Raw genomic sequence first — 24,018 nt, forward strand, 5'->3', positions numbered from 1 at the left:
CTCGCAACCTAAAAAAGAAAATAATGACCAGAGCCGATGCCATCGCCCGCGCCCGTGACGATTTCAAATCCGGCGCGTTCCTCGCTGAACTCGACCGTCGCGTCGCCTACCGGACCGAGAGCCAGAATCCGAACCGGAGCGTCGAGCTGCGCGCCTATCTGGAACAGGAGATGGTGCCCGCTTTCGCCGCGCTCGATTTCCAAAGCCGGATGATCGAATCTCCCAGCGGCAAGGCGCCGTTCCTGTTCGCAGAACACCACGAGAGCGAGACGGCGCCGACCGTGCTGATCTACGGCCATGGCGACGTCGTCGACGGCATGGAAGGCGAGTGGCGCGACGGCCGCGATCCCTGGCGCACCACGGTTTCGGGCACGCGTCTTTACGGTCGCGGCACGGCCGACAACAAGGGCCAGCACAGCATCAACATGGCCGCACTCCGCGCGGTGCGCGAGGCCCGCGGCGGCAAGCTCGGCTTCAACGCCAAGTTCATCGTCGAGATGGGCGAGGAGATCGGTTCGCCGGATCTCGGCAAGATCTGCGATCTCAATCGCGATGCGCTCAAGGCCGATCTGTTCATGGCCTCCGACGGGCCGCGCCTGTCCGCCGACCGTCCCACCCTGTTCCTCGGCTGCCGCGGCGGCATCCGCATTCATCTCGATGTGAACCTTCGCGACGGCGGCCATCACTCCGGCAATTGGGGCGGTGTGCTCGCCAACCCCGCGACCATTCTGGTCAACGCGATCTCGACGCTGGTCGACGGCCACGGCCGCCTTCAGCTGGATGCGCTGAAGCCGCCGCGCCTCACCAACCAGATCCGCAGTTATCTTGCGGACGTGCAGGTGGTGCCGACCGAGGACGAGCCGGCGTTGGCCGAGGGCTGGGGCGAGGAGGGTCTTTCGGCGGCCGAGCGGCTCTACGCCTGGAACACGCTCGAAGTGCTGGCGATGTCGTCGGGCAATATCGAGAAGCCGGCCAACGCCATTCCCGGCCACGCCAATGCCGTGCTGCAACTGCGTTTCGTGGTCGGCACCAGGATCGATGGGCTGATCGAGGCGATCCGCGCGCATCTGGCGCAGAAGGGCTTTCCGATGGTCGAGGTGCGGGCGGCGCAGAGCTTTGCCGCCTCGCGCACGGATTTCGACAGCCCCTGGATCACATGGGCGGCAGATTCGGTCCGTCAGACCACCGGCAAGGTCCCGGCGGTACTGCCCAATTTCGGCGGCTCGTTGCCCAACGACGTGTTCTCCGAGATCCTGGGCCTGCCGACGATCTGGGTGCCGCACTCCTATCCCGGCTGCTCCCAGCATGCGCCCAATGAGCACATCCTGCTGCCATTGACCGAAGAGGCCTTGACGGTGATGGCCGGCCTGTTCTGGGATCTCGGGGAAGTGCCAAGCCCGCTAACGCGCCCGCCGACCTGAGCCGTTAACCGGAGCCGCGATCCAGCCAAAAGTCACATTCTATTCCAATCCAATTTGTGCTTGCATCCCGCCGGCATCATCCTGAAAGGGGACCCAAAAGTGAAACATTTCCGTAGCATCGGCCTCGCGCTCGCCGCGACCTTCGCTGTCAGCCAGGCCGGGGCCGAGGAGCTGACCGGCACGCTGAAGAACATCAAGGACACCGGCGCCATTACGCTCGGCTTCCGCGACTCCTCGATCCCGTTCTCCTATCTCGATGACAACCAGAAGCCCATCGGGTTCGCGATGGACATCTGCTACAAGATCGTCGACGCCGTGAAGAAGGAGCTCAAGCTCGACAAGCTCGAGGTCAAGCTCAATCCCGTGACCTCGGCGACGCGTATTCCGCTGATGGCCAACGGCACCATCGACCTCGAATGCGGCTCGACCACCAACAATGCCGAGCGGCAGAAGCAGGTTGCCTTCACCAACACCCATTACCTGACCGCCAGCCGCTACGTCTTCAAGAAGTCGAGCGGCCTGAAGTCGATCGACGATCTCAAGGGCAAGACGGTGGTCTCGACCGCCGGCACCACCAACATCAAGCAGCTCACCGAAGCCAATGTTGCGAAAAGCCTCGGCGCCAACATCATCCCGGCCAAGGACCACGCCGAATCCTTCCTGATGGTCGAGACCGACCGCGCCGTCGCCTTCGTGATGGACGACATCCTGCTCGCGAGCCTCGTTGCCGGCTCGAAGTCGCCCGACGACTACGTCATCTCCAAGGACGCGTTCTCCAAGCCTGAGCCCTACGGCATCATGCTGCGCAAGGACGACGCGGCGTTCAAGAAGGTGGTCGATGCGGCGACCGCAGCGCTCTATACTTCCGGGGAAGGCCAGAAGATCTACGAGAAGTGGTTCACCCAGAAGATCCCGCCGAAGGGTCTGAACCTCAACACCCCGATCTCGGCCGAGCTGAAGAACGAGTTCGCCAAGCCGACCGACTCGCCGAACCCGGACGATTATAAGTAAGCTATAACCGCGATCTTTCGATCCGGATCGTGTCCGGCCATCTTGACTCCAAGGTGGCCGGACATTTGCATAGGCGCCAGGACATCCATGACTGGCGCGTTCGCGCGGGGGACACGTGAACTACCACTGGAACTGGGGAATTTTCTTCGAGCCGAACCCGATGGGGACCGGCACCTATCTCGACATGCTGTTGTCGGGCCTGGTGCTGACCCTCAAGACGGGTGCGCTCGCATGGATCATCGCGCTGATCATGGGCTCGATTGTCGGCGTGATGCGCACGCTGCCGTCGAAGGGAGCGTACTGGTTCGGCTTTGCCTATGTCGAATTCTTCCGCAACATGCCGCTGCTGGTGCAGCTCTTCCTGTGGTTCTTCGTGCTGCCGGAACTGCTGCCGAAATCTGCCGGCCTCTGGCTGAAGCAGCTGCCGAATGCGCCGTTCTGGACGGCGGCGATCGGCATCGGGTTCTTCATGTCGGCGCGCGTCGCCGTGCAGTTGCAGGCCGGCATCGGATCGCTCCCACGCGGCCAGAAGATGGCGGCGACCGCGCTCGGCCTGACGACCTTGCAGGCTTATCGCTATATCTTGCTGCCGATGGCTTTTCGCATCATCCTTCCGCCGCTGACGTCCGAGTTCCTCAACACCATCAAGAACACGGCTGTGGCCATCACCATCGGCTTGCTTGAGTTGACCGGACAGGCGCGCTCGATGCAGGAATTCTCGTTCCAGGTGTTCGAGGCCTTCACCGCCGCGACCCTTCTCTATCTCCTCGTCAACGCCGTCGTCGTGACCGCAATGCGCTTCCTCGAGCGCTACGTCGCGATCCCCGGCTACATCACGGGGAAATAGCACCATGTTCAGCAATTTCGATTTCGACGTCATCCGCCGCACGCTGCCTTATCTGTTCTACGAGGGCATGACGTTCACGCTGATGCTCACGGGACTTGCGGCGCTCGGCGGCCTGATCTTCGGCACGGCAATCGCGCTGATGCGGCTGTCTGGCTTCAAGATCCTGGGCCGCATCGCCGGGGTCTATGTCGACTTCATGCGCTCGCTGCCGCTGGTGCTGGTGATCTTCTGGTTCTACTTCCTGGTGCCCTATATCGGGCAGTGGGTGACCGGCGCGTCGCGCCCGATCAGTGTCGGCGCGTTCGCGTCCTCGCTCATCACCTTCATCTTGTTCGAGGCCGCGTACTTCTCCGAGATCATGCGTGCCGGCATCCAGTCGATCTCGCGCGGTCAGCCGGCCGCAGCCAACGCGCTTGGCCTGACCTACGCCCAGACCATGCGCTACGTCGTGCTGCCGCAGGCCTTCCGTAACATGCTGCCGGTGCTGATCACGCAGACCATCGTGCTGTTCCAGGACACCTCACTGGTTTACGTGCTGTCGATCACCGATTTCCTCGGTGCCGCGAGCAAGGTCGCGCAGCGCGACGGCCGTCTGGTCGAAATGTATCTGTTCGCAGCGATCGTCTACTTCACCATTTCCTGTGTTGCGTCCTTCGGCGTTCGCCGCCTGCAGGCGCGCATCGCCATCATTCGATAGAGTTTGTCATGATCGAGATCAGCCACGTCGACAAATGGTACAGCCCGAGCTTCCAGGTGCTGACCGACTGCACCACCAGCGTCACCAAGGGCGAGGTGGTCGTGGTCTGCGGTCCGTCGGGATCAGGCAAGTCGACGCTGATCAAATGCGTCAACGCGCTGGAGCCGTTCCAGAAAGGCGACATCAGCGTCGATGGCACCAAGGTCAACGATCCCAAGACCAATCTGCCCAAGCTGCGCTCGCGTGTCGGCATGGTGTTTCAGCATTTCGAGCTGTTTCCGCATCTGAAGATCATCGACAATCTCTGTCTCGCACAGCAGAAGGTGCTCGACCGGTCGCGCGACAAGGCGATGGCAAAAGGCATGCAGCTGCTGGAGCGCGTCGGCCTGAAGGAGCAGGCGCAAAAGTATCCCGCGAACCTGTCCGGTGGCCAGCAGCAGCGGGTGGCGATCGCTCGCGCGCTCGCAATGGATCCCATTGTCATGCTGTTCGACGAGCCGACCTCGGCGCTCGACCCCGAAATGGTGAGCGAGGTGCTCGACGTCATGGTGGACCTTGCCCATGAGGGCATGACCATGATGGTCGTCACCCACGAGATGGGCTTTGCCCGCAAGGTCGCCAACCGCGTGATCTTCATGGACCGCGGCGAGATCGTCGAGGACGCCCCGAAGGACGATTTCTTCGGCAAGCCCCGCAGCGACCGCGCGCAGAAGTTCTTGTCGAAGATCCTGTCGCATTAATTCTCGCGTTATTCCGGGATGCGCCGAAGGCGGGTTTCAGGGCGTCGCCAAATCCCGTATAACCGCACCAAATCTCTCTTCCCGCCAGGAGACCTGCCTTGGATCCGATCGCCTATGTCAACGGCTCATTCGTCCCGCTCTCGGACGCCAAAATTTCGGTGCTCGATCGCGGCTTCCTGTTTGCCGACGGCATCTATGAGGTCTCGGCAGTGCTCGACGGCAAGCTGATCGACAATGCCTCGCATCTGACGCGGCTGGAGCGCTCGGTCGGCGAGATCCAGCTGAAGCTGCCCGAGACGGTCGAGCGCATCACCGAGCTCCAGAAGGAGCTGATCGCGCGCAACAAGGTCGAGAACGGCCTCGTCTATCTCCAGGTCACCCGCGGCGCCGACAAGGGCCGCGACTTCGCCTTCCCCAAGGGCGACGTCAAGTCGAGCCTGGTAATGTTCACGTCGGAGAAGGACATCATCAACGCCGCCTCGGCCAAGACCGGCATCAACGTGATCACCGTGCCCGACATCCGCTGGGAGCGGCGCGACATCAAGAGCGTGGCACTCCTCGCGCAAGTGCTGGCAAAGCAGGCCGCGGCCGAAGCCGGTGCGGGCGAGGCCTGGATGCTGGAAGACGGCTACGTCACCGAAGGCGGCTCGTCTTCGGCGTTCATCCTGACCCAGGACGACGTCATCGTGACCCGCAAGAACTCCAACGCGATCCTGCCGGGCTGCACCCGCAAGGCGGTGGTGGCGCTGGCGGAAGAGCGTCAGCTCCGCGTCGAGGAGCGTTCCTTCACGGTCGCCGAGGCGCTCGCCGCCAAGGAAGCCTTTGCCACCTCGGCGTCGCTGTTCGTCCAGCCGGTGGTTGCGATCGACGGCAAGAAGGTCGGCGACGGCAAGCCCGGCCCGCTTGCCGCGCGGCTGCGCGAGATCTACGTGGAGTTCGCCAAGGCGACGGCGGTTTAAGCGGCGCACTCGGTGTCATCGCCCGCGAAGGCGGGCGATCCAGTCCGCCGCGCGGGCGGTGATTAATCTCGCTGTCTCTGGAATACTGGATGCCCCCCTGCGCGGGGCATGACAGCCAAGAACATCTTACGCCACCGACGCCTTCACCTTCACCGGATGAACCGCACGGAACGCGATCGCGATCCTGTTCCAGGCATTGATGGCGCCGATCAGCATGGTCAGGTTCACCGTCTCCGCGTCGGAGAATTGCGCGCGGACCTGCTCGTAGACGTCATCGGGCGCGTGGGTCTCGGAGATCAGCGTCACCGATTCGGTCCAGGCCAGCGCGGCGCGCTCGCGGTCGGTGTAGAGCGGCGATTCGCGCCAGGCGTTGAGCAGATAGATGCGTTGCTCGGTCTCGCCGCGCTTGCGGGCGTCCTCGGTATGCATGTTGATGCAGAAGGCACAGCCGTTGATCTGCGACGCGCGGATCTTGACGAGCTCGATCAGCGATTTCTCGAGGCCGGTCGACTGGATCTGCTCTTCCAGCGCCATCAGCGCCTTCATCGTGTCGGGTGCGGCCTGGTAGAAATTCATGCGGGGTTTCATGGTCGTTCTCCTTGCTTGCTGGGGTGATGTCAGTGGGCGCCGCCGGCCGAGGCGGGGCCGGCCTTCTTCAGGAAGAGGGTGGCGATCAGCGCGACGATCAGTGCCACGCCGAGCAGATAGAAGGTGTCGCTGAAGGCGAGGATATAGGCCTGCTTCTGCACGATATGGCCGATCGCAACATAGGCGCGATGCAACGCGTCCGCCCGGTCGAGAATGCCGTGATTGACGAAGTATTGGGTGAGCTGTTCCAGCCGCGTCCGCGTCGCCTGCTCGAACAGCGAGACCGACTGCATCAGCACGTTGGAGTGATACTGCTCGCGCTTGGTCAGCAGGGTCTGCAACAACGCGATACCGACGGCGCCGCCGAGATTGCGCATCATGTTGAACAGGCCGGAGGCCGAGCCCGCGTTCTCCGGTTCGATGCCTGAGGTCGCCACCGCAGACAGTGGCGCCATCACCAGCGCCTGGCCGATCGCACGAACCACATTGGGCCAGAGCAATTGATCGGCGGCATAGTTGCCGGTCATGTAGATGTTCATGAAGTTGGAGGCCGCGAACAGGACGAAGCCGACGCCGATGATGAGCCGCGCATCGAGCTTCTGCATCAGCCGCGGCACCAGCGGGATCAGCAGGAGCTGCGGCAGGCCCGTCCATGCCAGCACCATGCCGATCTGCTCGGCATTGTAGCCTTGGATGCGGGCCAGATATTGCGGCAGGATGAACACCGAGCCGTAGAGCGCGATTCCCAGCAGGAAGTTCGCGAGCATGCCGAAGCCGAAATTGCGGCGGACCAGCAGGCGCAGGTTGAGGAGCGGCTTCTTCACGGTCAGCTCGATGATCAGGAAGGCGGTCAGCGCCACGACCGCGATAACGGACAGCTTGACGATGAAGGGCGAGCCGAACCAGTCGTCCTTGTTGCCTTCCTCGAGCACGGTCTGCAGCGCCGACAGTCCGATCGCCATGGCGATGATGCCGGCCCAGTCGCCGTCGCGCAGCAGCCCAAGCTTCATGGGCTTTGCATCGAGCGCGTAGCAGAGCATGCCGACCATGATCCCGCCCGGGACGACATTGACGTAGAAGATGTACTGCCAGCCAAAATTTTCGGTGAGATAGCCGCCGATGGTCGGGCCGATCGCGGGCGCGAACGTCGCCGACAGCGCGAACAGCGCAAGGCCGACCGGCTGCTTTCCGCGCGGCAGCAATGTGATGATGAGCGTGAACGCCATCGGAATCAGCACGCCGCCGGTAAAACCTTGCACTGCCCGCAGCACGATCATCTGCGGCAGGTCCTGCGCCAGCGCACAGGCGGCCGACAGGATCAGGAACAGGACCGCGTTGGTGAGCAGATAAATGCGGATCGAGAACACCTGCGCCAGCCAGCCCGAGAGCGGGATGACCACGATCTCCGCGATCAGATAAGAGGTCGAGATCCAGCCGCCATCGTCGATGCCGGCGCCGATCGCGCCCTGGATGTCGGCGAGCGAGGCATTGACGATCTGGATGTTCAGCACCGCCATGAAGGCGCCGAGTGTCGCGCCGATCACGGCAATCCAGGTCTTGGTGGAAACCACCGGCGTGGCGGCCGCGGCCGGAGCAGGAAGGCTGGCGGCGGAAGCGGCGTTCAGGGCGGGTTGGAGCGTGCTCATGAAGGGCCTCGTCTCGGGTACGGAGACAGGATGCATCAGGCGGATGGCTTCGATCATCGGGAAGCGTGGGAAGGATCATCCGGCAGGATTTGATATTGCTGCCGGAGCCGGCCTTTAGCCTCCGTTGGGTCGCGTCGCATTGTCGGCGAGGCGCTTGGCCGTCTCGCGCTCGGCCATGACGGCCTGTTTGGTGTCGATAGTCGGCGCCGCGGACATGCCGGGGCGCAGCAGCCCGGTCAAGCTGTGGTCGTCGAGCACGATCTTCACCGGCACCCGTTGCACGATCTTGGTGAAATTGCCGGTGGCGTTGTCGGGCGGTAGCAGTGCGAATTCAAGGCCGCTCGCCGGCGACAGGCTGTCGACATGGCCGCGCAGGGTCTGATTGCGAAAACTGTCGACGTGCAGCTCGACCGGTTGGCCGGCGCGGACATGAGTGAGCTGCGTCTCCTTGAAATTCGCCACGACATAGACTGCATCGAGCGGCACCACCGCCATCAATTGCGTGCCGGCCTGCACGAACTGTCCCACGCGCAGTGAGCGGGCGCCGACCGTGCCGTCGACCGGCGCCGTAATTTCGGTGTAGGAGAGATTCAGGGTCGCCTGCTCCGCGACCGCCCGCGCGTGCTCGAGCTGGGCTGTCGCCTGCGCGCGCTGGGTGGTGAGCACGTCGATCTTGCGTTGCGCGGCCACAAGGCCCGACCTGGCATGTTGCAGTTGCGCGTTGCTGGCGCGCAACGCGGCGTCAGTCTGTTGTGCGCGCTGAATCGTGCCGGAGCCCGACTTCATCAAATCGTCGTAGCGGGCGCGCTCCTCCTGCGCAAATTTCAGATTCGCGTCGGCAGCAGCGACGTCGGCCGTGCTCTGCTCGATGATCGGCTGCTGGAGTTCGAGTTGGGCGTCGAGGTTGCGCACCGACGCTTCCGCCGCAGCGACATCGGCGCGGGCCTGGTCGAGCGCTGCCTTGAAGTCGCGGTCGTCGATCTTCGCCAGCAGATGGCCCGCTTTGACCTTTTCGTTGTCGCTGACCAGCACCTTGGCGATGTAGCCCGAGACTTTTGGCGCGACGATCGTGGAGTCGGCCTTCACATAGGCGTCGTCGGTTGTCTCGAGATAACGGCCGTTGACCCAGTAGTCGTGTCCGTAATGGACAATCGCTGCTGTGCCCGCGAGGAACGCGAGCGCCAACGCCGCCCGCCGCACCATATTCCGGGTCGGACCCCGCACCGGCACCGGCGGTGAAGCTTGCAGTACCTCAGTCGCTTGCTGGAAGTTTTCGGTGCGGGGCATCTCGGACATGGCAGTCTCCTGTCGGGTGGCTGAGACTATCGGTCTTCTTCGGGTGATCGATAATCGGCGAAATACCGGAAGGATTATCCGCTGAGAGTGGATAATCCGGGAATCCCGCCTTCGCGTATGGTCTACCGAGCCGGAGGTGCGACTGCCCCAGAGCGATTGCCGCCTCTGTCGCGGGATTGCGGCTAACCCATCCGCCATCCCCGCGCGAGCTGATCTGACGGATAATCGGACAGAATTCCTTGCGATTATCGACCAAGAGCGGATAATCAGTCGGCATGGACCGATTGACGAGCCTCGAAGTCTTTAGCCGGGTGGTCGAGACTGGCGGCTTCTCTGCAGCAGCCCGCAAGCTCAACATGTCGACCACGATGGTGAGCAATCACGTTCAGGCGCTGGAAGACCGGCTCGGGGTGAGGCTGCTTCAGCGCACCACGCGTAAGGTCAATCTCACCGAGATCGGCAAGGCCTACTACGACCGCTGCATCCAGATCCTCGCCGATATCGAACAGGCCGACGATATCGCGAGCGAATTGCAGTCGGTGCCGCGCGGGACGCTGCGGATCCACGTCGCCACGCACATGGTGCCGTTCGTCGCGCCCGTGTTGGCGAAGCTGCTGTCGGCCTATCCAGAGCTCAAGATCGATCTGCGCATGGGCGAAGCCGACATCGATCTCATCGAAGAAGGCTACGACGTTGCCCTGCGCATGACCGCGCCGCCGGATTCGAGCCTGATCGTCCGCAGCCTTGCCACCTGGCGTCACGTGCTGTGCTGCTCGCACGACTATCTCGACAAGCACGGTCGCGTGCAGAAGCTCGATGAGCTCACGGCGCACAATTGTGGGCGCCATTTGAACTATCCCTTCGGCGACGATTGGCGCTTTTTTGATCGCAAGGGCGCGCCGGCATCGGTACGGATTTCCGGCAGCTTCATCACCAACAGCGGTGAGGCCTTGCGGAAGGTGGCGCTGGAAGGCGCTGCCGTCTGCCTGATGGCGGGTTTTCTCGTTCGGGACGATCTCGAAGCCGGTCGGCTCGTTCGCCTGCTGCCCGAGTACCGGCCGGTCGAGATGTCGATGAACGCCGTCTATCCGCACCGGCATCATCTGTCGGCGAAGGTCAGGACTTTCATCGACATGCTCGTGCATCACAGCGCCGAGCAGCAGAAGCTGATCAATCCGTATTCATGATTGGCGCGGCGGCGGCAATCGCTCGAACACGGCGTCGAGTGCCATGCCGATCGCAAGCAGGCCGCGATCGCTGCCCGCGGGTCCGTCCAATTCAAGCCCGATCGGCAGTTTGCTCCGGGCGCCGAGCGCGATCGGAATCTGGATGCCGGGAATGCCGGCATTGCTGCCGGGATCGGTGTTCTGGATGAACAGGGCGAAATTCTCCAGGCTGCTGGAATCGGGATTGGAGGCAATGGCGATACGCGGCGTGGTCGGGAAGGCGATGGCATCGAGCCGGTTGTCCGCAAAGGTCCTGCCGTAGATCGCCTGCAGGGCGGGTCGCGCGGACCTGATGGCCGCGTCATAGATCGGCTCGGCATCGACCAGCGTATTGTCTGGACCTGGCAGCTTGCGCGGGATCACGAGGCCGTCATAGGTGCCCTTGACGTCGGGGCTCGCGATCTCCCGCGCCAGTGCGTCAATGGTGATGCCGGTGCCGCTATGCGCCAGATAGGCCACCATGTCGTCATAGGCCTCGTACAGCGCGACGGGAAAGCCGACCTGGCCGTTGAGTTCGGCCAGATGCGGCATCTCGATCTCAACGATCGTGACGCCCTGCGTCTTCATTTTCGTGAGGGCTGCCTGGAATGCGGCGTCGGTGTCGGCGTCGAGATTGCTCAGCATCGTCTTTACGATGCCGATCCGCACCAGCCTCAGATCGGCCGGCGCGATGGCATCGCCGCCTGCAATGACGCGGTCGAGCAGCGCGACATCCGCCGCGGTCGCTGCCATCGGACCCGCGGTGTCGCGGGTGTGCGAGATCGGCGCGATGCCAGCTTGCGGATAGCGTCCGACCGTCGGGCGGAGCGAGGCACATCCATTCAGCGCGGCGGGAACCCTGACCGATCCGCCAGTGTCGGTGCCGAGCCCGCCCGCGACGATCCGTGCGCCGATCGCGGCGCCCGTTCCGGAGGAGGAGCCGCCGGCGATCAGGGCGCGGTCATAGGCGTTGCGCACGCCGAACTCCGCGCCGGTCTTGAATGCGGTGTTGTAGCCGGAGATGCCGAAGGCGAGCTCGTGCATGCTGGTCTTGCCGATGATGACCGCGCCCGCCGCACGCAGCTTTGCGACCACCGGCGCGTCGGCCCTCGGAACGTAATTTTTCAGCGCTGGCGTTCCCGCGCTGCAGGGCAGTCCCGCGACCTCGATATTGTCCTTGATCACGATGGGAACGCCGCCGAGCGGCTTGTCCTTGTTGTCCTTGTTGTCGTTCGCGTCGAATGCGGCCGCAGCTTTCAGGGCGCCGGCCTCGTCCAGGGTGACGAAGGCATTCAGATCGGCATTGGCCGTGGCGCGGGCGAGAGCTTCCGTCGTGAGTGCGGTGCTCGTGATTTTTCCGGCGCGGAGGTCGGCCACAGCCTGGGTCAGGGTCAACTGGTCGAAATCCATGAGGCGTCACCCCGTTGCAGGAGCGCCATCAGGGCGCGCCTCGGCTCCAGAGGCTGAAGCTTCGTCGGCGCCCCGTCAACCGTAGGCGCGCATCTTTGCAGGTGATGGCGCGTCGAGCTCGGCGAACAGCCGCTCGACCTCGGCCTTTACCTTCCCGATCGCGGCGTCCTTAACCGGCCCGTAGCCCCGGATATCCATCGGCGCTTTTGCAATGGCGACGAGACTTGGCAGATGCGCCGCGTCGAGCCCGCCGAGCAGCCGTCTGATGACGCCGTCGTACCAGGTGATCAGTTCCCGCTCCGCGCGCCGTTCCGCCGTGTAGCCGAACGGATCGAACGGCGTCCCGCGCAATCCTTTCAATCGCGCCAGCATGGCAAGCGGCATCTGGATCCACTGCCCGAAGGCGCGCTTGCGCGGACGTCCGCGGGCGTCGCGCTTCGACGGCAGGAACGGCGGGGCGAGGTGATATTGGATGCTGAATTCGCCTTCGAATTCGCCTTTCAATTCGTCGAGGAAACCGCTCTGCATGTGCAGCCGTGCCACCTCGTATTCGTCCTTGTAGGCCATCAGCTTGAACAGCGCGCGCGCGACCGCTTCGGTCAATGCTCCGCTATTCAGTTTGGCTTCGGCCTTGCGAGCGTTTGCAACGAGTGCTCGATAGCGCGTTGCATACGCATCGTTCTGATAGGCCGTGAGGAAGTCGGCGCGGCGGTCGATCAGCTGGTCGAGCGTCTCTGCCTTGGGCGCGTCGTCCATCTTCGGCAAGAAGTTGGGATCGGCCGCTGCAATCCGGCCCCAGGCGAAAGCCTGCTTGTTGCGTTCCACCGCGACGCCGTTGAGCTCGATTGCTCGCAACAGCGCCGACAGCGAGACCGGCAGCAGTCCGTGCTGCCAGGCAAAGCCCAGCATGACGATGTTGGCATAGACGGCATCGCCGAGCAGGCGCTCGGCCAGCGCGTTGGCGTTGATGGTGTCGAGATTGCCGTCGCCGATCACCTGGCCGATCGCGCGCAGGCGGGCAGGTGAGGCGAGGTCTGCGTCGCGGAACCGGACGACGTCGCCGGTCGGCATCTCCGCGGTGTTGACCGCGGCGCGCGTGCCTTTCCGATAGGTGCCGGATGCCTTTGGCGAGGAGCTGACGACGAGGTCGCAGCCGATCAGCGCATCGGCCGCGCCCTGGTCGATGCGGACCTGATGCAACGCGTCGGGGGATGCAGCCAATCGGATGTAGCTCAGCACCGGCCCGAATTTCTGCGCAAAGCCGGTAAAATCCAGCACCGAGACGCCGTTTCGTTCGAGATGCGCCGCCATGCCGATCAGCGCGCCGACCGTGATCACGCCGGTGCCACCGACGCCGGTGACGAGCAGATCATAGGGACGGTCGAGCGGTGCGGGCGCGGGCAGCGGAAGCGTGGCCGCGTGGCCGACCGGGTTGATCCGGCTCGCGCCCTTCTTCCGGCGCGTCGCGCCCTCAACGGTGACGAAGCTCGGGCAGAACCCGTTGAGGCAGGAGAAGTCCTTGTTGCAGGATGAGAGATTGATCCGGCGCTTCCGGCCGAACGGCGTCTCCTTGGGCTCCACGCTGAGGCAGTTGGATTCAACCGAGCAGTCGCCGCAGCCCTCGCAGACGAGATCGTTGATATAGGCGAAGCGTTTGGGATCGGCCATCTGGCCACGCTTGCGGCGACGCCGTTTCTCCGTCGCGCAGGTCTGCTGATAGATCAGCACCGAGACGCCCGAGATTTCGCGCAGCTCGCGCTGCAAATTGTCCATCTCTTCGCGCGGATGGATGGACACGCCGACCGGCAAGTCGCCGGGCGAAAATTGCGCTGGATCGTCCGACACCAGCGCGATGCGCGCAACGCCCTCGGCGCGGACGCTGTGCGCGATGGCGTGGACGCTGATCGGGCCGTCGACGGGTTGGCCGCCGGTCATCGCGACGGCATCATTGAACAGGATCTTGTAGGTGATGTTGGCTTTGGCCGCGATCGCCTGCCGGATCGCCATCGAACCGGAGTGATAGTAGGTGCCTTCGCCGAGATTCTGGAAGACGTGCTTGCTTCCGGTGAATCGTGACGAGGCTGCCCAGTTCACGCCTTCGCCGCCCATCTGGATAAGGGACGATGTCTCGCGGTCCATCCAGCTCGCCATGAAATGACAGCCGATGCCGGCCAGCGCCTTCGATCCTTCCGGCACTTTCGTCGAAATGTTGTGCGGGCATCCGGAGCAGAAATAGGGCGTGCGCGTCGCACCAGAGACGTTGATCGTGCGCGCAGCCTCAGGCATCAAGCCGGCTGCGCGCGCGGCGAGATTGAGGCCCGGGAAGATCGGATGGAGACGGCGTGCGAGCACCCCAGCGAGCGCTCGCGGCGACAATTCGCCGATCCAGGAGATCAGCCGCGCGCCGGTTTCGTCGTGCTTTCCGACCATGCGCTCGGGTTTTTCGCCCGGATAATCGTAAAAATATTCCTTGAACTGGCTTTCGATGATGCCGCGCTTCTCCTCGACCACGAGGATCTCGCGCTTGCCCTTCACGAACGCCATCGCGTCATGCAGCGCCAGCGGCCAGACCATGCCGACCTTGTAGATGTCGATGCCGATGCTGCGGCAGGCTGCTTCGTCCAGACCCATCAGCCGCAGCGCTTCCATCAGATCGAGATGCGCCTTGCCTGTGGTGACGATGCCGTAGGTGGCGCCCGGGATGTCGTAGATGTGACGGTCGATGGGATTGGCCTTTGCGAAGGCGTAGACCGCGTGCTTCTTCGCCTCCAACCGCTCCTCGATCTGCGGGCCGGGCAGATCGGGCCAGCGATAGTGCAAGCCGCCGGGCGGCGGCGTGAAGTCCGGCGTGTGGAAGGCGCGCGGCGGGCGCAGCGCGACGGAGGCGCCGGATTCCACGATCTCCGAGATCGCCTTGAAACCGACCCACATGCCGGTGAAGCGGCTCAGGGCGTAGCCATATTCACCGAATTCGAGATATTCGCTGACGCTTGCGGGGTGGAGCGTCGGCATGAACCAGCTCATGAAGGCCACGTCGGACTGGTGCGGCATCGAGGACGAGACGCAGCCATGGTCGTCGCCGGCGACCACCAGGACGCCGCCATGCGGCGAGGAGCCGTAGGCGTTGCCGTGTTTCAGCGCATCGCCGGAGCGATCAACGCCGGGGCCTTTGCCGTACCAGAGTCCGAACACGCCATCGACCTCGCGGTCGGCCTGCGTTTCGACCTGTTGTGAGCCGAGCACCGCAGTCGCGGCAAGATCTTCGTTCACTGCGGGGAGGAATTCGATGCGGTCCCGCTTCAGTCGCTCCTGGATGCGCCACAGTTCGAGGTCGATGCCGCCGAGCGGCGAGCCGCGATAGCCCGAAATGAAGCCCGCCGTGTTCAGCCCCGCGGCACGGTCGCGCCGCACCTGGTCGAGCGCAATGCGGACGATGGCCTGCGTGCCTGTAAGGAAGACGCGGCCCACTTCGCGATCGTAGCGGTCGGAAAGCTCGTAGGCGTCGAGTGACGAAATGGCGTCCATGCGGACCTCCCGCGGCATCTCCTTGCCATGGGAGAAGGGTAGGCCTGGGCGACTGGTAGGTCCTACCTATTTTCCCGAATAGAACATCTATTGTGGTAGAATTACCCGATATAGTTTACAAAGCGGTAGATTAATCCATTTTGGTGCTTTCCTTGATCGAAGACCAAGACGCGCGGATTCTCGCCTATCTCCAGAAGGACGGCCGCGCGACCAACCAGCAACTCGCCGACGCGGTCGGCATGTCGACCTCGGCCTGCTGGCGCCGGGTGCGCGCGTTGGAGGAGAGCGGTGCCATCCAGGGCTATGCGGCGCTGGTGGCGCGCGAGCAGGCCGGCTTTGCGATGTCCGCGATCCTCCACGTCTCGTTGGAACGGCACGACGCAAAATTCGTCGACGAGTTCGTCGCGCGGGTGACCACGCGGCGTGAGGTGTTGGAGTGCTTTGCGACCACGGGCGATGCCGATTACCATTTGCGCGTCGTCGTGCAGGACATGGCGGCCTACAACAGATTCCTCGACGACTTCATGTTCCGCATTCCCGGCATTCGCTATGTGAGAAGCAACGTGGTGCTGAAAGAGATCAAGACGGGTGTGGCCCTGCCGTTTTGAGGGCAGCGCTTCGCCGGGACGACACTGTTGGTGCAACGTGGGCTACCGCTCCTCCCGTACAAACCTGTTCCGCAGCGTGCCGATGCCGGTGATGTCGATCTCCACGACGTCGCCGTGCTTGATATCAGGCGAGGCTCCGTCCGTGCCCATCCAGATCACGTCGCCGGGCCATAACGTAAAGTATTTGGTCAGCTCGACCAGGAACGGCACCACGCCAAAGATCATGTCGTTGGTGTGGAAGCGGTTGGTCTCCTTGCCGTTGACCCGGACGATCGTTTCCATCTTGTCGAGGTCGGCTTCGGTCTCGATCCACGGGCCCATCGGCTTGAACGTGTCGGCGTTCTTCGACCGCCACAGGCTGCGGTCGGCCTTCTGCCAGCTGCGCTCGCTGACGTCGTTGCCGATGGTGTAGCCGAACACGCAATCCATCGCATTCTGTTTGGTCAGGTGCTTGACCTTCTTGCCGATGACGACGACGAGCTCGCCTTCGTAATGGATATTGTCCGTCGCGAAGGACGGGATCATGACCTCCTCGTCATGTGCGATCAGCGCATTCTGGGCGCGATAGCCGATCTCGGGTCTGTCCGGCACCGCTGGCACCTCGCCGCGCTTGTCGGCGGCCTCTTTCAGATGCTTCAGATAGTTCAAGCCGACGCAGTAGAAGGTGCGCGGAATCAGCGGCAGCTCGATTTTAACCTGCGACAGCGGGTGCGTCCGCGAGGTGCGTTGCCATTCGCCGAAGGGATCGCCCTCGATCGCGATCACCTGGTCACCCTCGACGATCCCCCAGGACGTTTTGTCCGCGGCGGTGAATGTCAGCCAGCGCATGCCGTGTCTCCGTTGTTATTCCGCGGCATCGCGCGGCTGCACTTTCCAGTCGCCGGCAGCCGGCCGCTTGAGCCCGAGATTTTCCCGCAGCGTCTTGCCGCGATATTCCTTCTGGAACAATCCGCGCCGCTGCAATTCCGGTACGATATGTTGCACGAAATCGGCATAGGAGCCGGGCACATAGGTCGCGGCGATGACAAAGCCGTCGCAGCCGCGTTCGACGAACATTTCTTCGAGCTTGTCCGCGATCTCCTTGGGGCCGCCAACCATCGCATCCTGGACCTGACCGCGGCCGGAGAAGGTGACGAAGTCGCGCGCGCTCGGATTGCTCTTGCCGGAGTTCTTGAGCACGCCGTCGCGGATGCCCAGAATGCCCTGCATGCTCTTCAATTCTTCCGTCGTCAGCGGCTCGTCGAGATCCTTGGAGGCGAAATCGTAGTTGAGCGCTTCGGCCAGCAGCGACAGCGCGTCGATCTGCAGCGGCAGCTTGTTGATCAGCGCCATCCTGTCTTCGGCCTCGGCTTTGGTCGCGGCGCAAACCGGTGTCGTCAGGTTGCAGAGAAACATCGCCTCCGGATCGCGGCCGGCTTTCGCGGCCTCGTTACGCACCGACGCATAGCCTTCCTTGGCGGCGGCGAGATTGCGTGCAGCGGTGAAGATCACCTCGCCCCACCGTCCTGCAAAGCGCTGGCCGCGGCCGGACGCGCCGGCCTGGATGATCACGGGATGGCCCTGGTCAGAGCGCGGCACCGTGAAGGGACCGCGCGACTTGTAGAATGGGCCCTTGTGATCGAGCCGCTTCACCTTGGCTGGATCGGCGAAGCGGCCGCTCTTTTTGTCCATGATGAGCGCGCCGTCTTCCCAGGTATCCCAGTGGCCGAGCACGATCTCCATGAATTCGTCGGCGCGGTCGTAGCGGGAATCATGTTCGGGATGAGAGTCCCGCCCCATGTTGTGTGCCTCGCCGTCATTGAGCGAGGTGACGACGTTCCACCCGGCGCGTCCGCCCGACATCAGGTCGAGCGTTGCGAAGCGGCGGGCGATGTCGAAGGGCTCGAAATAAGTGGTCGAGCCGGTCGCCCCCAACCCGAGCTTCTCCGTAACCATGCCCATCGTCGTCAGCACGATCAGGGGATCCATCTTCACGCAGCGGATGCCGTATTCGACGGTGTGGGCGTGATCGTTGCCGTAGCGGTCCGGCATCGCCAGCCGGTCGTCGAAGAAGGCCATGTGGAACTTGCCGGCTTCGAGGATTTTGGCGATCTCCTGATAATAGTCCGCCGACATCGAATCGTCGCGCGAGTCCGGATGACGCCACGAGCTCGGCAAATTCGTGCAGTTCTGCGCCTGAAGGAAGCCGACCAGTACCATCTGCCGCGTCATGCTGCTGTTCTCCGAATTGCGTCGGGCCGAAATCCGTCAGGCCAGGTCGAGGACCGTATCGAGCCTGTACTCGCGCGCCAGCGCGCGCAGCTTTTCCCAGGTGGCATCCTCGATCTCGATGCCGTCGCGCAGGCGCTGCTGTTCGCGCACGCCCTCGATCTCGCCGGGATAGAACACGCCCTTGCTGCCCTCGGAGGGCGGGGTCGATTTGAGATAGTGCGCGAACTCGGCGGCCTCGCGCTTGAAGTCGTGCAGCGGGCGAAACGCGGCGACGTTGAACACGGCCATGAAGCAGCCGTCATTGTGCCGGCCCGTGGGCTCGACGCCGAAACCGAGGCCGGTGAGCAGGCCGCACAGGACCTCGACCATGGCGGCGAGGCCGCTGCCCTTGTAGCCCTCGGTGCCGCCGAGCGGCAGCAGCGCGCCGCCCTTGCGGTATTGGGTCGGATCGGTGGTGTGTCGTCCTTCGGCATCGATGATCCACCCCGGCGGAATCTCCTCGCCGCGGGCGACCGCGAGCTGGATCTTGCCGGCCGCGACCGCAGAGGTCGCCATGTCCAGGTAGAACGGCGCATCGAGATCGGACGGCACCGCGATCGAGATCGGATTGGTGCCGAGCCGTGCCTCCCTGCCGCCGAACGGCGCCACATGCTTCGGCGAACGGCCGGAATCCGCCGTTGCAATCCCGATCATCCCTTCGCGCATCGCCATCAGCGGATAGGCGGCGAGGCGGCCGACATGGCTTTGCCGGAACACGGTGCAGGCGGCGACATTCGCCGTCTTCGCTTTCTCGATCGTCAGCGCCATCGCCTTGGCGTTGACGTGGAAGCCAAAACCCCACTGGCCGTCGATCACGGTCGTCGTCGGCGATTCCTGCACGATGGTCCATTTGGCGCCGGGCACGATGTGGCCGGCCTTGATCCGGTCGACATAGGTGGGAATGGCGATCACGCCGTGGGAATCGTGGCCGGCGAGATTGGCGTTGACGCAGCCGCTTGCGACCGCGTCGGCCTCTTCCTCGGAAGCCCCGGCGGCACGAAGCAGCGCGGCGCTGATGCGCGTGAGGCGGTCGGCCTGGACGATCGGCATGGCGTTTCCCCGGCATGGTGCCCTTAACAGGCTGCTTGTTGGGAACCATGGTCTCAAAGCGCGGCTCCGATATCAATCTCCTGTAAACCAATACAGGGCTGCAAATTCGTAGCGAGGAGGGCCGTCGGGCGAAGATTCGTCCCGCACGGTGGCATTTCGACAGATTGGCGCAGGTCGTTCGCAGCTCGTTCACTTTGATCGACGGTTTGCAGCGCGCAATAACGACCACTTAGGCGATCGGCGGTCATAACGTCATCCGGGAAAAAAAGGCAGAAATGCCCGGGAGCTGAGATCGTGCCGACGACACTCGCGCGCACCTTTGCGGCGTTGAGCGCCATCAACGAAGCGATCCTCTACGCGAAATCGCCCGACGAGCTGTACCAGAAGGTCTGCGACGCCGGCTTTTCGAGCGGGGATTTTATGGCGGTGGCCGTGTTCCTCGTTGAGCCGGACGGCCAGCGGCTGCGCTTTGCCGCTGGTCGCGGCGATGACGTGGCGCGGCTGAGGGCGATCGAGATCACCGCGCAAGCCAGCACGCCGGAAGGCCTGGGCGTAGGCGGCGAGGCGTTCCGCAGCCAGAAGCTCTGCATCAGCAACGATTTCCTGAACGACGCGCGTTCGCTGGCATGGCGCGACGGCGCGGTGGCGGCGGGTGTCGGCGCGGCCGCGGCGCTACCCCTGATCTGCATGGGCCGCAGTATTGGGGTGTTGTATGTTACGCGGTCGGGGGCCGGCTCGCTCGACGAGGCGATGGTTTCGTTGTTCGAGCGGATGTCGGCCAATATCTCTCACGCGCTGGAGAGCTTCGCGACCGAGGGAGCCCGCCTGGATGGCGAGCGCGCAGTGCGGCGGCTCAACCGCATGTTCGGCGCGCTCAGTGCGACGAACGAAGCAATTCTGCAAGCCAGCACCGAGCTGGACTTGTACCAGCGGGTCTGCGACGCCGCTGTTTATAGTGGCAAATCGCTTGCCACTTTCGTTCTGCTGCACGAGCCGGATTCCGAATGGCTGACGCCGGTGGCAGCGACCGGACATAATCTGGATCTGATCAGACAGTCGCGCTACTCGATTGATCCGGAGAGTCCCTACGGCAAGGGCATCTCCGGCGAGGTGTTCCGGACCCAGCAAGCGATCGTCGAGGACGACCTCGTCAATCGTACCAAGGGGACCACCTGGGAGCAGGCCAACGTCAATGCCGGCGCCGTCGCCTGCGTGGCTGCTCCCTTGATCAAGCGTGGCACCAGCATCGGCGTGCTGTTTTTCTTCGTGAGCAAAGCCTGGGCGAAAGACGAAGGCATCGTCGCATTGTTGCTGCGCATGACCGAAAACGTGTGCTTTGCGCTCGAGAACTTCGACCGCGACAAGGAGAAGGCCCAGATCGCCCTGGAGGAGGATCGGCTGGCGCGTATGTACGCGGCGCTAAGCGCGACCAACGAAGCCATTCTGCGGGCAAGGTCGCGCAGCGAACTGTTGGATCTGGTTTGCGAAGCCACGGTGCACGGCGCCAAGTTCGCCTCGACCTCCATTGCATTGCTTGACCGCGATGCGGGACTGCTTCGTGTTGTCGCGTCCTTCGGACCGAACGCCGAGGAAGTGCGATCCTTCAGACTGTCGGTCAGCGACAAGGAGCCGGAAGGACGCGGGCTGACCGGCACCGCGTTCCGGACGCGGCGGCCCTGTATCAGCAACGATGTCCTGGCAGACGCCCGCCTCGAGCCCTGGCACACCAGCGCGCGTCGCAACGGCATTGCGTCTTCGACCGCGATGCCGCTGTTCAACGGCGACAGGGTCGAAGGCGTATTCCTGTTCAATTCGCCCGAGTGCGGCACTTTCACGGACGAATTCGTCGAGCTGTTGCGCAAGCTCCAGGCCAATGTCGCCTTCGCGTTGGAGAACTTCGACCGTGCCGACGAGAAGGCGAAGGCCGACAGGCAGCGTGACAGGTTGAGCGGCATGTTCGAGGCGCTGAGCGCAACGAACGAGGCAATCATGCGCGCCAAGACGCGTGAGGAGCTGTTCGAAGGGGCGTGCCAGGCAGCCGTGCTCGGCGGCGTATTCGCCTCGGCGACAATCGGCATTATGGACGACCGGCGTGAACTCGTTCGCGTGGTTGCCGTGAAGGGGCGCCTCCAGGAGCGGATGGTGGGACGCACCTGTGTCGTTTCCGCCGACCATCCTGAGGGTCGCGGAATTATAGGGATGTCGCTGCGGACCCGCGGGCCCAGCGTGATCAACGACTATCTCCACGACCCCCGATCGGCGCATTGGCACTCTAAGGCGATCGAAGATGGAACGCGAGCGGCTGCCAGCTTCCCGCTGCTGCGCGCCGGCCAGGAGCCGATCGGCATTCTGCTTTTCCTCGCGCCGGAAGAGAATACGTTCACACCCGACATGGTCGAGTTGCTCGGGCGCCTCGCCGAGAACGTGTCATTTGCACTCGATAATTTCGATCGCGCCGAGGAAAAGTCCCGCAACGAGGCGCGGACGGAGCGTTTGGCTCGCATGTTCGCGGCGCTGAGCGCGACCAACGAGGCGATCATGCGGGCGAAGTCGCGCGCCGAACTGTTCGACCTCGTCTGTCTCGCCGCATCGAACGGCGCCAAGTTCACCTCGACCACCATTGCGCTGGCGAGGGTCGATAGCGATCAGCTGGAGATCGTGTCGAGCGCCGGACCGTCGTCTGACACCACGCGCAATGTCCGCCTGTCAATCGACCCCGAGCGCCCCGAGGGGCGCGGAATGAGCGGCACGGCGTTCCGCACCCGCCAGCCCTGCATCAGCAACGACTATCTCAACGACGATCGCGTTCGCGCCTTTCATTCCATCGTCCGCAACGACGGCGCGCGGTCGGGCGCGGCTTTTCCGCTCGTCGCGCACGATAAGGCCGTCGGCGTCATGATCTACATGTCGACCGAGCCTGGCACCTTCACGGCCGAGTTCGTCGAGCTGTTGCAGCGCCTCGCCGACAACGTCTCGTTCGCGATGGAGAATTTCGACCGGGCCGACGAGAAAAACCAGGCCGACGAGCGAATCGAATACCTCGCTTCGCACGACAGCCTGACCGACCTGCCGAACCGCGAGACCTTCAACGGGCTGCTGCATGAGGCGATCGACGAGGCGCATCGCCACGATCGCCGCTTTGCGGTGCTGTTCATCGACCTCGACCGTTTCAAAGTCATAAACGATTCGCTGGGCCACGAAGCCGGCGATCTGCTCCTGCTCGAAGTGGCCAACCGGCTGCGTGGTGCGTTGCGCGCAACCGACGTCGTGGCGCGGCTCGGCGGCGACGAGTTCGTGGTGATCCTCGATCAATGCGGCGAGATCGATGGCGTCCAGCGCATCGCGACCGCGCTGTTGACGGCGCTTGCGGAGCCCATGGAGCTAGCGGGGCACGAGTGCCACACCACGGCCTCGATCGGCATCGCGATGTATCCGACCAACGGCTCCGACGTGCAGACGCTAACCAAGAACGCCGACATGGCGATGTATCTCGCCAAGGAGGACGGCAAGAACGGCTATCGCTTCTTCTCCAAGGAAGTGAACACGCAGTCGATCGAGCGGCTGTCGCTGGAGAGCGCGCTGCGCCGGGCGCTGGAGCGGAATCAGTTCACTTTGAACTACCAGCCCAAGGTGGACATGGAGACCGGCCAGATCACGGGCGTGGAAGCCCTGCTGCGCTGGACGCACCCCGATCTCGGCAGCATCTCGCCGGCGCAGTTCATTCCGCTTGCGGAAGAGACCGGATTGATCGTGCCGATCGGCCGGTGGGTGGTGAAGGAGGCCTGCGCGCAGGCCATGGCCTGGCAGCGCCTCGGCCTGTTGCCGGTGTCGATGGCGGTCAACCTGTCACCGCGGCAGTTTGTCGACGAGCATTTGTTGCAGGACGTCGACGAGGCGCTGGCCGCCAGCGGCATGTCGCCCGTGCTGCTCCAGTTGGAGGTCACTGAGAGCATGATGATGCGCAACGTCGGGCGCGCGCTCAAGGTGCTCGACGCCATCCAGAGCCGCGGCATTCGCCTGGCGATCGACGATTTCGGCACCGGCTATTCGTCGATGTCGCTGATGAAGCATTTCCCGATCGACACCATCAAGATCGACCGCTCCTTCGTGCGCGACTTGCCGCAGGATGCGGAGGATCAGGCGATCGCGCAGGCGATCATCAGCATGGGCAAGGCGCTCGGCATGACCGTGGTGGCGGAAGGCGTCGAGAACGCCGAACAGGAGGCGTTCCTGCGCGCCCATGGCTGCGACGAGATGCAGGGCTTCCTGATCTCCAAGCCCGTTCCGGCGCGGCAGATGGCCGAGCTGCTGCGGCCGATGGAGCTGCCCGGCGCGCCGCCGCTCCAGCCGGAGCGGGACCATGCCGCCACCGCGGCCGCGGCGCTACGGTTGAAAAGCGCTGTCCTCTGATGGCTGTGGGTGCAGCTCGCGGACGTCGTCTTCCTTGATTTCCGCCTTGCGCGGAAAATCATCCGGCCACGGAAGTGAGGTTTGTTCGGCGAAGAGCGTGATAAGGACATGCGCGCCTTCGGCAAAGCTCGAGCCGTCGCCAAGGCCGAGCTCACGACACCACACCTGTCGCATCGGCTCGTGCGTATCGAGCACCGCCATCGCCGGACCCCACCACCAGGCCGGCGCCGGCGATCGTTCGTCCTCCGGCACGGCATGCCAGAGGACGAGCTCGTCCATCATGCGCTCGAATTGCAGGCTTGCGGCCTGATGCATTCGTTCCGTGCTCCCTTGGGTCGCGCCTGAAAGCAGGCCG

At 63.7% G+C, this 24,018-nt stretch carries 18 protein-coding genes; 9 read left to right on the forward strand and 9 right to left on the reverse strand.

Annotation, left to right across the window (positions count from 1 at the left end; translation table 11 throughout):
• The first annotated feature begins 23 nt into the window (after nt 1-23).
• The 6 genes from IVB41_RS06325 to IVB41_RS06350 all read left to right on the forward strand — a co-directional run bounded on the left by IVB41_RS06325 (nt 24) and on the right by IVB41_RS06350 (nt 5,675).
• Nucleotides 24-1,421 (forward strand): M20 family metallopeptidase, encoded by a 1,398-nt coding sequence (locus IVB41_RS06325; RefSeq protein WP_247428060.1) that lies wholly within the window; start codon nt 24-26, stop codon nt 1,419-1,421.
• Nucleotides 1,422-1,520: 99 nt separating this feature from the next.
• A complete protein-coding gene (locus IVB41_RS06330) occupies nt 1,521-2,432 on the forward strand; it encodes an amino acid ABC transporter substrate-binding protein (protein WP_027565488.1) in 912 nt (303 codons plus the stop codon).
• 115 nt (nt 2,433-2,547) lie between these two features.
• Complete coding sequence (locus tag IVB41_RS06335; protein ID WP_027565487.1) at nt 2,548-3,279, forward strand: amino acid ABC transporter permease; 732 nt, start codon at nt 2,548-2,550, stop codon at nt 3,277-3,279.
• A gap of 4 nt (nt 3,280-3,283) precedes the next feature.
• Nucleotides 3,284-3,976, forward strand: a complete 693-nt coding sequence (locus IVB41_RS06340) for an amino acid ABC transporter permease (protein WP_027565486.1) — start codon at nt 3,284-3,286, stop codon at nt 3,974-3,976.
• Between the two features lie 8 nt (nt 3,977-3,984).
• A complete protein-coding gene (locus IVB41_RS06345; RefSeq protein WP_007597027.1) occupies nt 3,985-4,716 on the forward strand; it encodes an amino acid ABC transporter ATP-binding protein in 732 nt (243 codons plus the stop codon).
• Nucleotides 4,717-4,814: 98 nt separating this feature from the next.
• On the forward strand, nt 4,815-5,675 hold the full coding sequence (locus tag IVB41_RS06350) for a D-amino-acid transaminase (RefSeq protein ID WP_027565485.1): 861 nt from the start codon (nt 4,815-4,817) through the stop codon (nt 5,673-5,675).
• 126 nt (nt 5,676-5,801) lie between these two features.
• On the opposite strand, the gene IVB41_RS06355 is transcribed toward IVB41_RS06350, so the two are convergent.
• From IVB41_RS06355 to IVB41_RS06365, 3 genes are all read right to left on the reverse strand, one after another.
• The gene (locus IVB41_RS06355) at nt 5,802-6,263 is read right to left on the reverse strand and encodes a carboxymuconolactone decarboxylase family protein (protein WP_007615070.1); all 462 of its coding nucleotides are present in this window, start codon (nt 6,261-6,263) and stop codon (nt 5,802-5,804) included.
• A gap of 29 nt (nt 6,264-6,292) precedes the next feature.
• Entirely contained in the window at nt 6,293-7,909 is a 1,617-nt protein-coding gene (locus IVB41_RS06360; RefSeq protein ID WP_247428063.1) for an MDR family MFS transporter, read from the reverse strand.
• Nucleotides 7,910-8,023: 114 nt separating this feature from the next.
• The gene (locus IVB41_RS06365; RefSeq protein ID WP_247404072.1) at nt 8,024-9,205 is read right to left on the reverse strand and encodes an HlyD family secretion protein; all 1,182 of its coding nucleotides are present in this window, start codon (nt 9,203-9,205) and stop codon (nt 8,024-8,026) included.
• 275 nt (nt 9,206-9,480) lie between these two features.
• Between IVB41_RS06365 and IVB41_RS06370 the strand changes: the two genes are divergently transcribed.
• Nucleotides 9,481-10,392: a LysR family transcriptional regulator gene (locus IVB41_RS06370; RefSeq protein WP_247428067.1), complete on the forward strand. Its 912-nt coding sequence runs from the start codon at nt 9,481-9,483 to the stop codon at nt 10,390-10,392.
• Here IVB41_RS06370 and iaaH read toward each other — a convergent pair.
• Together iaaH and IVB41_RS06380 are read right to left on the reverse strand one after the other, a co-directional pair.
• A complete protein-coding gene (gene iaaH / locus IVB41_RS06375; protein WP_247428071.1) occupies nt 10,387-11,820 on the reverse strand; it encodes an indoleacetamide hydrolase in 1,434 nt (477 codons plus the stop codon). The genes IVB41_RS06370 and iaaH overlap by 6 nt on opposite strands.
• Nucleotides 11,821-11,895: 75 nt before the next feature.
• Nucleotides 11,896-15,345 (reverse strand): indolepyruvate ferredoxin oxidoreductase family protein, encoded by a 3,450-nt coding sequence (locus IVB41_RS06380; RefSeq protein ID WP_247428074.1) that lies wholly within the window; start codon nt 15,343-15,345, stop codon nt 11,896-11,898.
• 152 nt (nt 15,346-15,497) lie between these two features.
• Here IVB41_RS06380 and IVB41_RS06385 point away from each other — a divergent pair, with 152 nt between their 5' ends.
• Nucleotides 15,498-15,953, forward strand: coding sequence for an Lrp/AsnC family transcriptional regulator (locus tag IVB41_RS06385; protein ID WP_211396773.1), 456 nt, complete (start codon nt 15,498-15,500; stop codon nt 15,951-15,953).
• A gap of 42 nt (nt 15,954-15,995) precedes the next feature.
• Here the strand turns inward: IVB41_RS06385 and IVB41_RS06390 are convergent, their stop codons facing one another.
• The 3 genes from IVB41_RS06390 to IVB41_RS06400 are packed head-to-tail and all read right to left on the reverse strand — an operon-like array spanning nt 15,996 to nt 19,253.
• Nucleotides 15,996-16,781 (reverse strand): fumarylacetoacetate hydrolase family protein, encoded by a 786-nt coding sequence (locus tag IVB41_RS06390; protein WP_247428076.1) that lies wholly within the window; start codon nt 16,779-16,781, stop codon nt 15,996-15,998.
• A 15-nt stretch (nt 16,782-16,796) separates the two neighbouring features.
• Nucleotides 16,797-18,164, reverse strand: a complete 1,368-nt coding sequence (locus IVB41_RS06395; RefSeq protein ID WP_247428079.1) for an LLM class flavin-dependent oxidoreductase — start codon at nt 18,162-18,164, stop codon at nt 16,797-16,799.
• A gap of 36 nt (nt 18,165-18,200) precedes the next feature.
• Entirely contained in the window at nt 18,201-19,253 is a 1,053-nt protein-coding gene (locus IVB41_RS06400; RefSeq protein ID WP_247428083.1) for an Ldh family oxidoreductase, read from the reverse strand.
• Nucleotides 19,254-19,547: 294 nt separating this feature from the next.
• Here IVB41_RS06400 and IVB41_RS06405 point away from each other — a divergent pair, with 294 nt between their 5' ends.
• Nucleotides 19,548-23,663 (forward strand): GAF domain-containing protein, encoded by a 4,116-nt coding sequence (locus IVB41_RS06405; RefSeq protein WP_247428086.1) that lies wholly within the window; start codon nt 19,548-19,550, stop codon nt 23,661-23,663.
• On the opposite strand, the gene IVB41_RS06410 is transcribed toward IVB41_RS06405, so the two are convergent.
• On the reverse strand, nt 23,637-23,978 hold the full coding sequence (locus IVB41_RS06410; protein WP_247428090.1) for a hypothetical protein: 342 nt from the start codon (nt 23,976-23,978) through the stop codon (nt 23,637-23,639). The two genes, IVB41_RS06405 and IVB41_RS06410, sit on opposite strands and share 27 nt — an antisense overlap.
• Nucleotides 23,979-24,018: the final 40 nt, after the last annotated feature.

The sequence above is a fragment of the Bradyrhizobium sp. 44 genome, from assembly GCF_023073095.1.
Classification (GTDB): Bacteria; Pseudomonadota; Alphaproteobacteria; order Rhizobiales; family Xanthobacteraceae; genus Bradyrhizobium.

What these genes read in the sequence shown, in the direction of transcription:
- IVB41_RS06380 (WP_247428074.1), bottom strand. Translation starts at nt 15,345, where the DNA reads ATGGACGCCATTTCGTCACTCGACGCCTACGAGCTTTCCGACCGCTAC.
- IVB41_RS06370 (WP_247428067.1), top strand. Translation starts at nt 9,481, where the DNA reads ATGGACCGATTGACGAGCCTCGAAGTCTTTAGCCGGGTGGTCGAGACT.
- IVB41_RS06390 (WP_247428076.1), bottom strand. Translation starts at nt 16,781, where the DNA reads ATGCGCTGGCTGACATTCACCGCCGCGGACAAAACGTCCTGGGGGATC.
- IVB41_RS06395 (WP_247428079.1), bottom strand. Translation starts at nt 18,164, where the DNA reads ATGACGCGGCAGATGGTACTGGTCGGCTTCCTTCAGGCGCAGAACTGC.
- IVB41_RS06355 (WP_007615070.1), bottom strand. Translation starts at nt 6,263, where the DNA reads ATGAAACCCCGCATGAATTTCTACCAGGCCGCACCCGACACGATGAAG.
- IVB41_RS06325 (WP_247428060.1), top strand. Translation starts at nt 24, where the DNA reads ATGACCAGAGCCGATGCCATCGCCCGCGCCCGTGACGATTTCAAATCC.
- IVB41_RS06360 (WP_247428063.1), bottom strand. Translation starts at nt 7,909, where the DNA reads ATGAGCACGCTCCAACCCGCCCTGAACGCCGCTTCCGCCGCCAGCCTT.
- IVB41_RS06345 (WP_007597027.1), top strand. Translation starts at nt 3,985, where the DNA reads ATGATCGAGATCAGCCACGTCGACAAATGGTACAGCCCGAGCTTCCAG.
- IVB41_RS06410 (WP_247428090.1), bottom strand. Translation starts at nt 23,978, where the DNA reads ATGCATCAGGCCGCAAGCCTGCAATTCGAGCGCATGATGGACGAGCTC.
- iaaH (WP_247428071.1), bottom strand. Translation starts at nt 11,820, where the DNA reads ATGGATTTCGACCAGTTGACCCTGACCCAGGCTGTGGCCGACCTCCGC.
- IVB41_RS06365 (WP_247404072.1), bottom strand. Translation starts at nt 9,205, where the DNA reads ATGTCCGAGATGCCCCGCACCGAAAACTTCCAGCAAGCGACTGAGGTA.
- IVB41_RS06340 (WP_027565486.1), top strand. Translation starts at nt 3,284, where the DNA reads ATGTTCAGCAATTTCGATTTCGACGTCATCCGCCGCACGCTGCCTTAT.
- IVB41_RS06400 (WP_247428083.1), bottom strand. Translation starts at nt 19,253, where the DNA reads ATGCCGATCGTCCAGGCCGACCGCCTCACGCGCATCAGCGCCGCGCTG.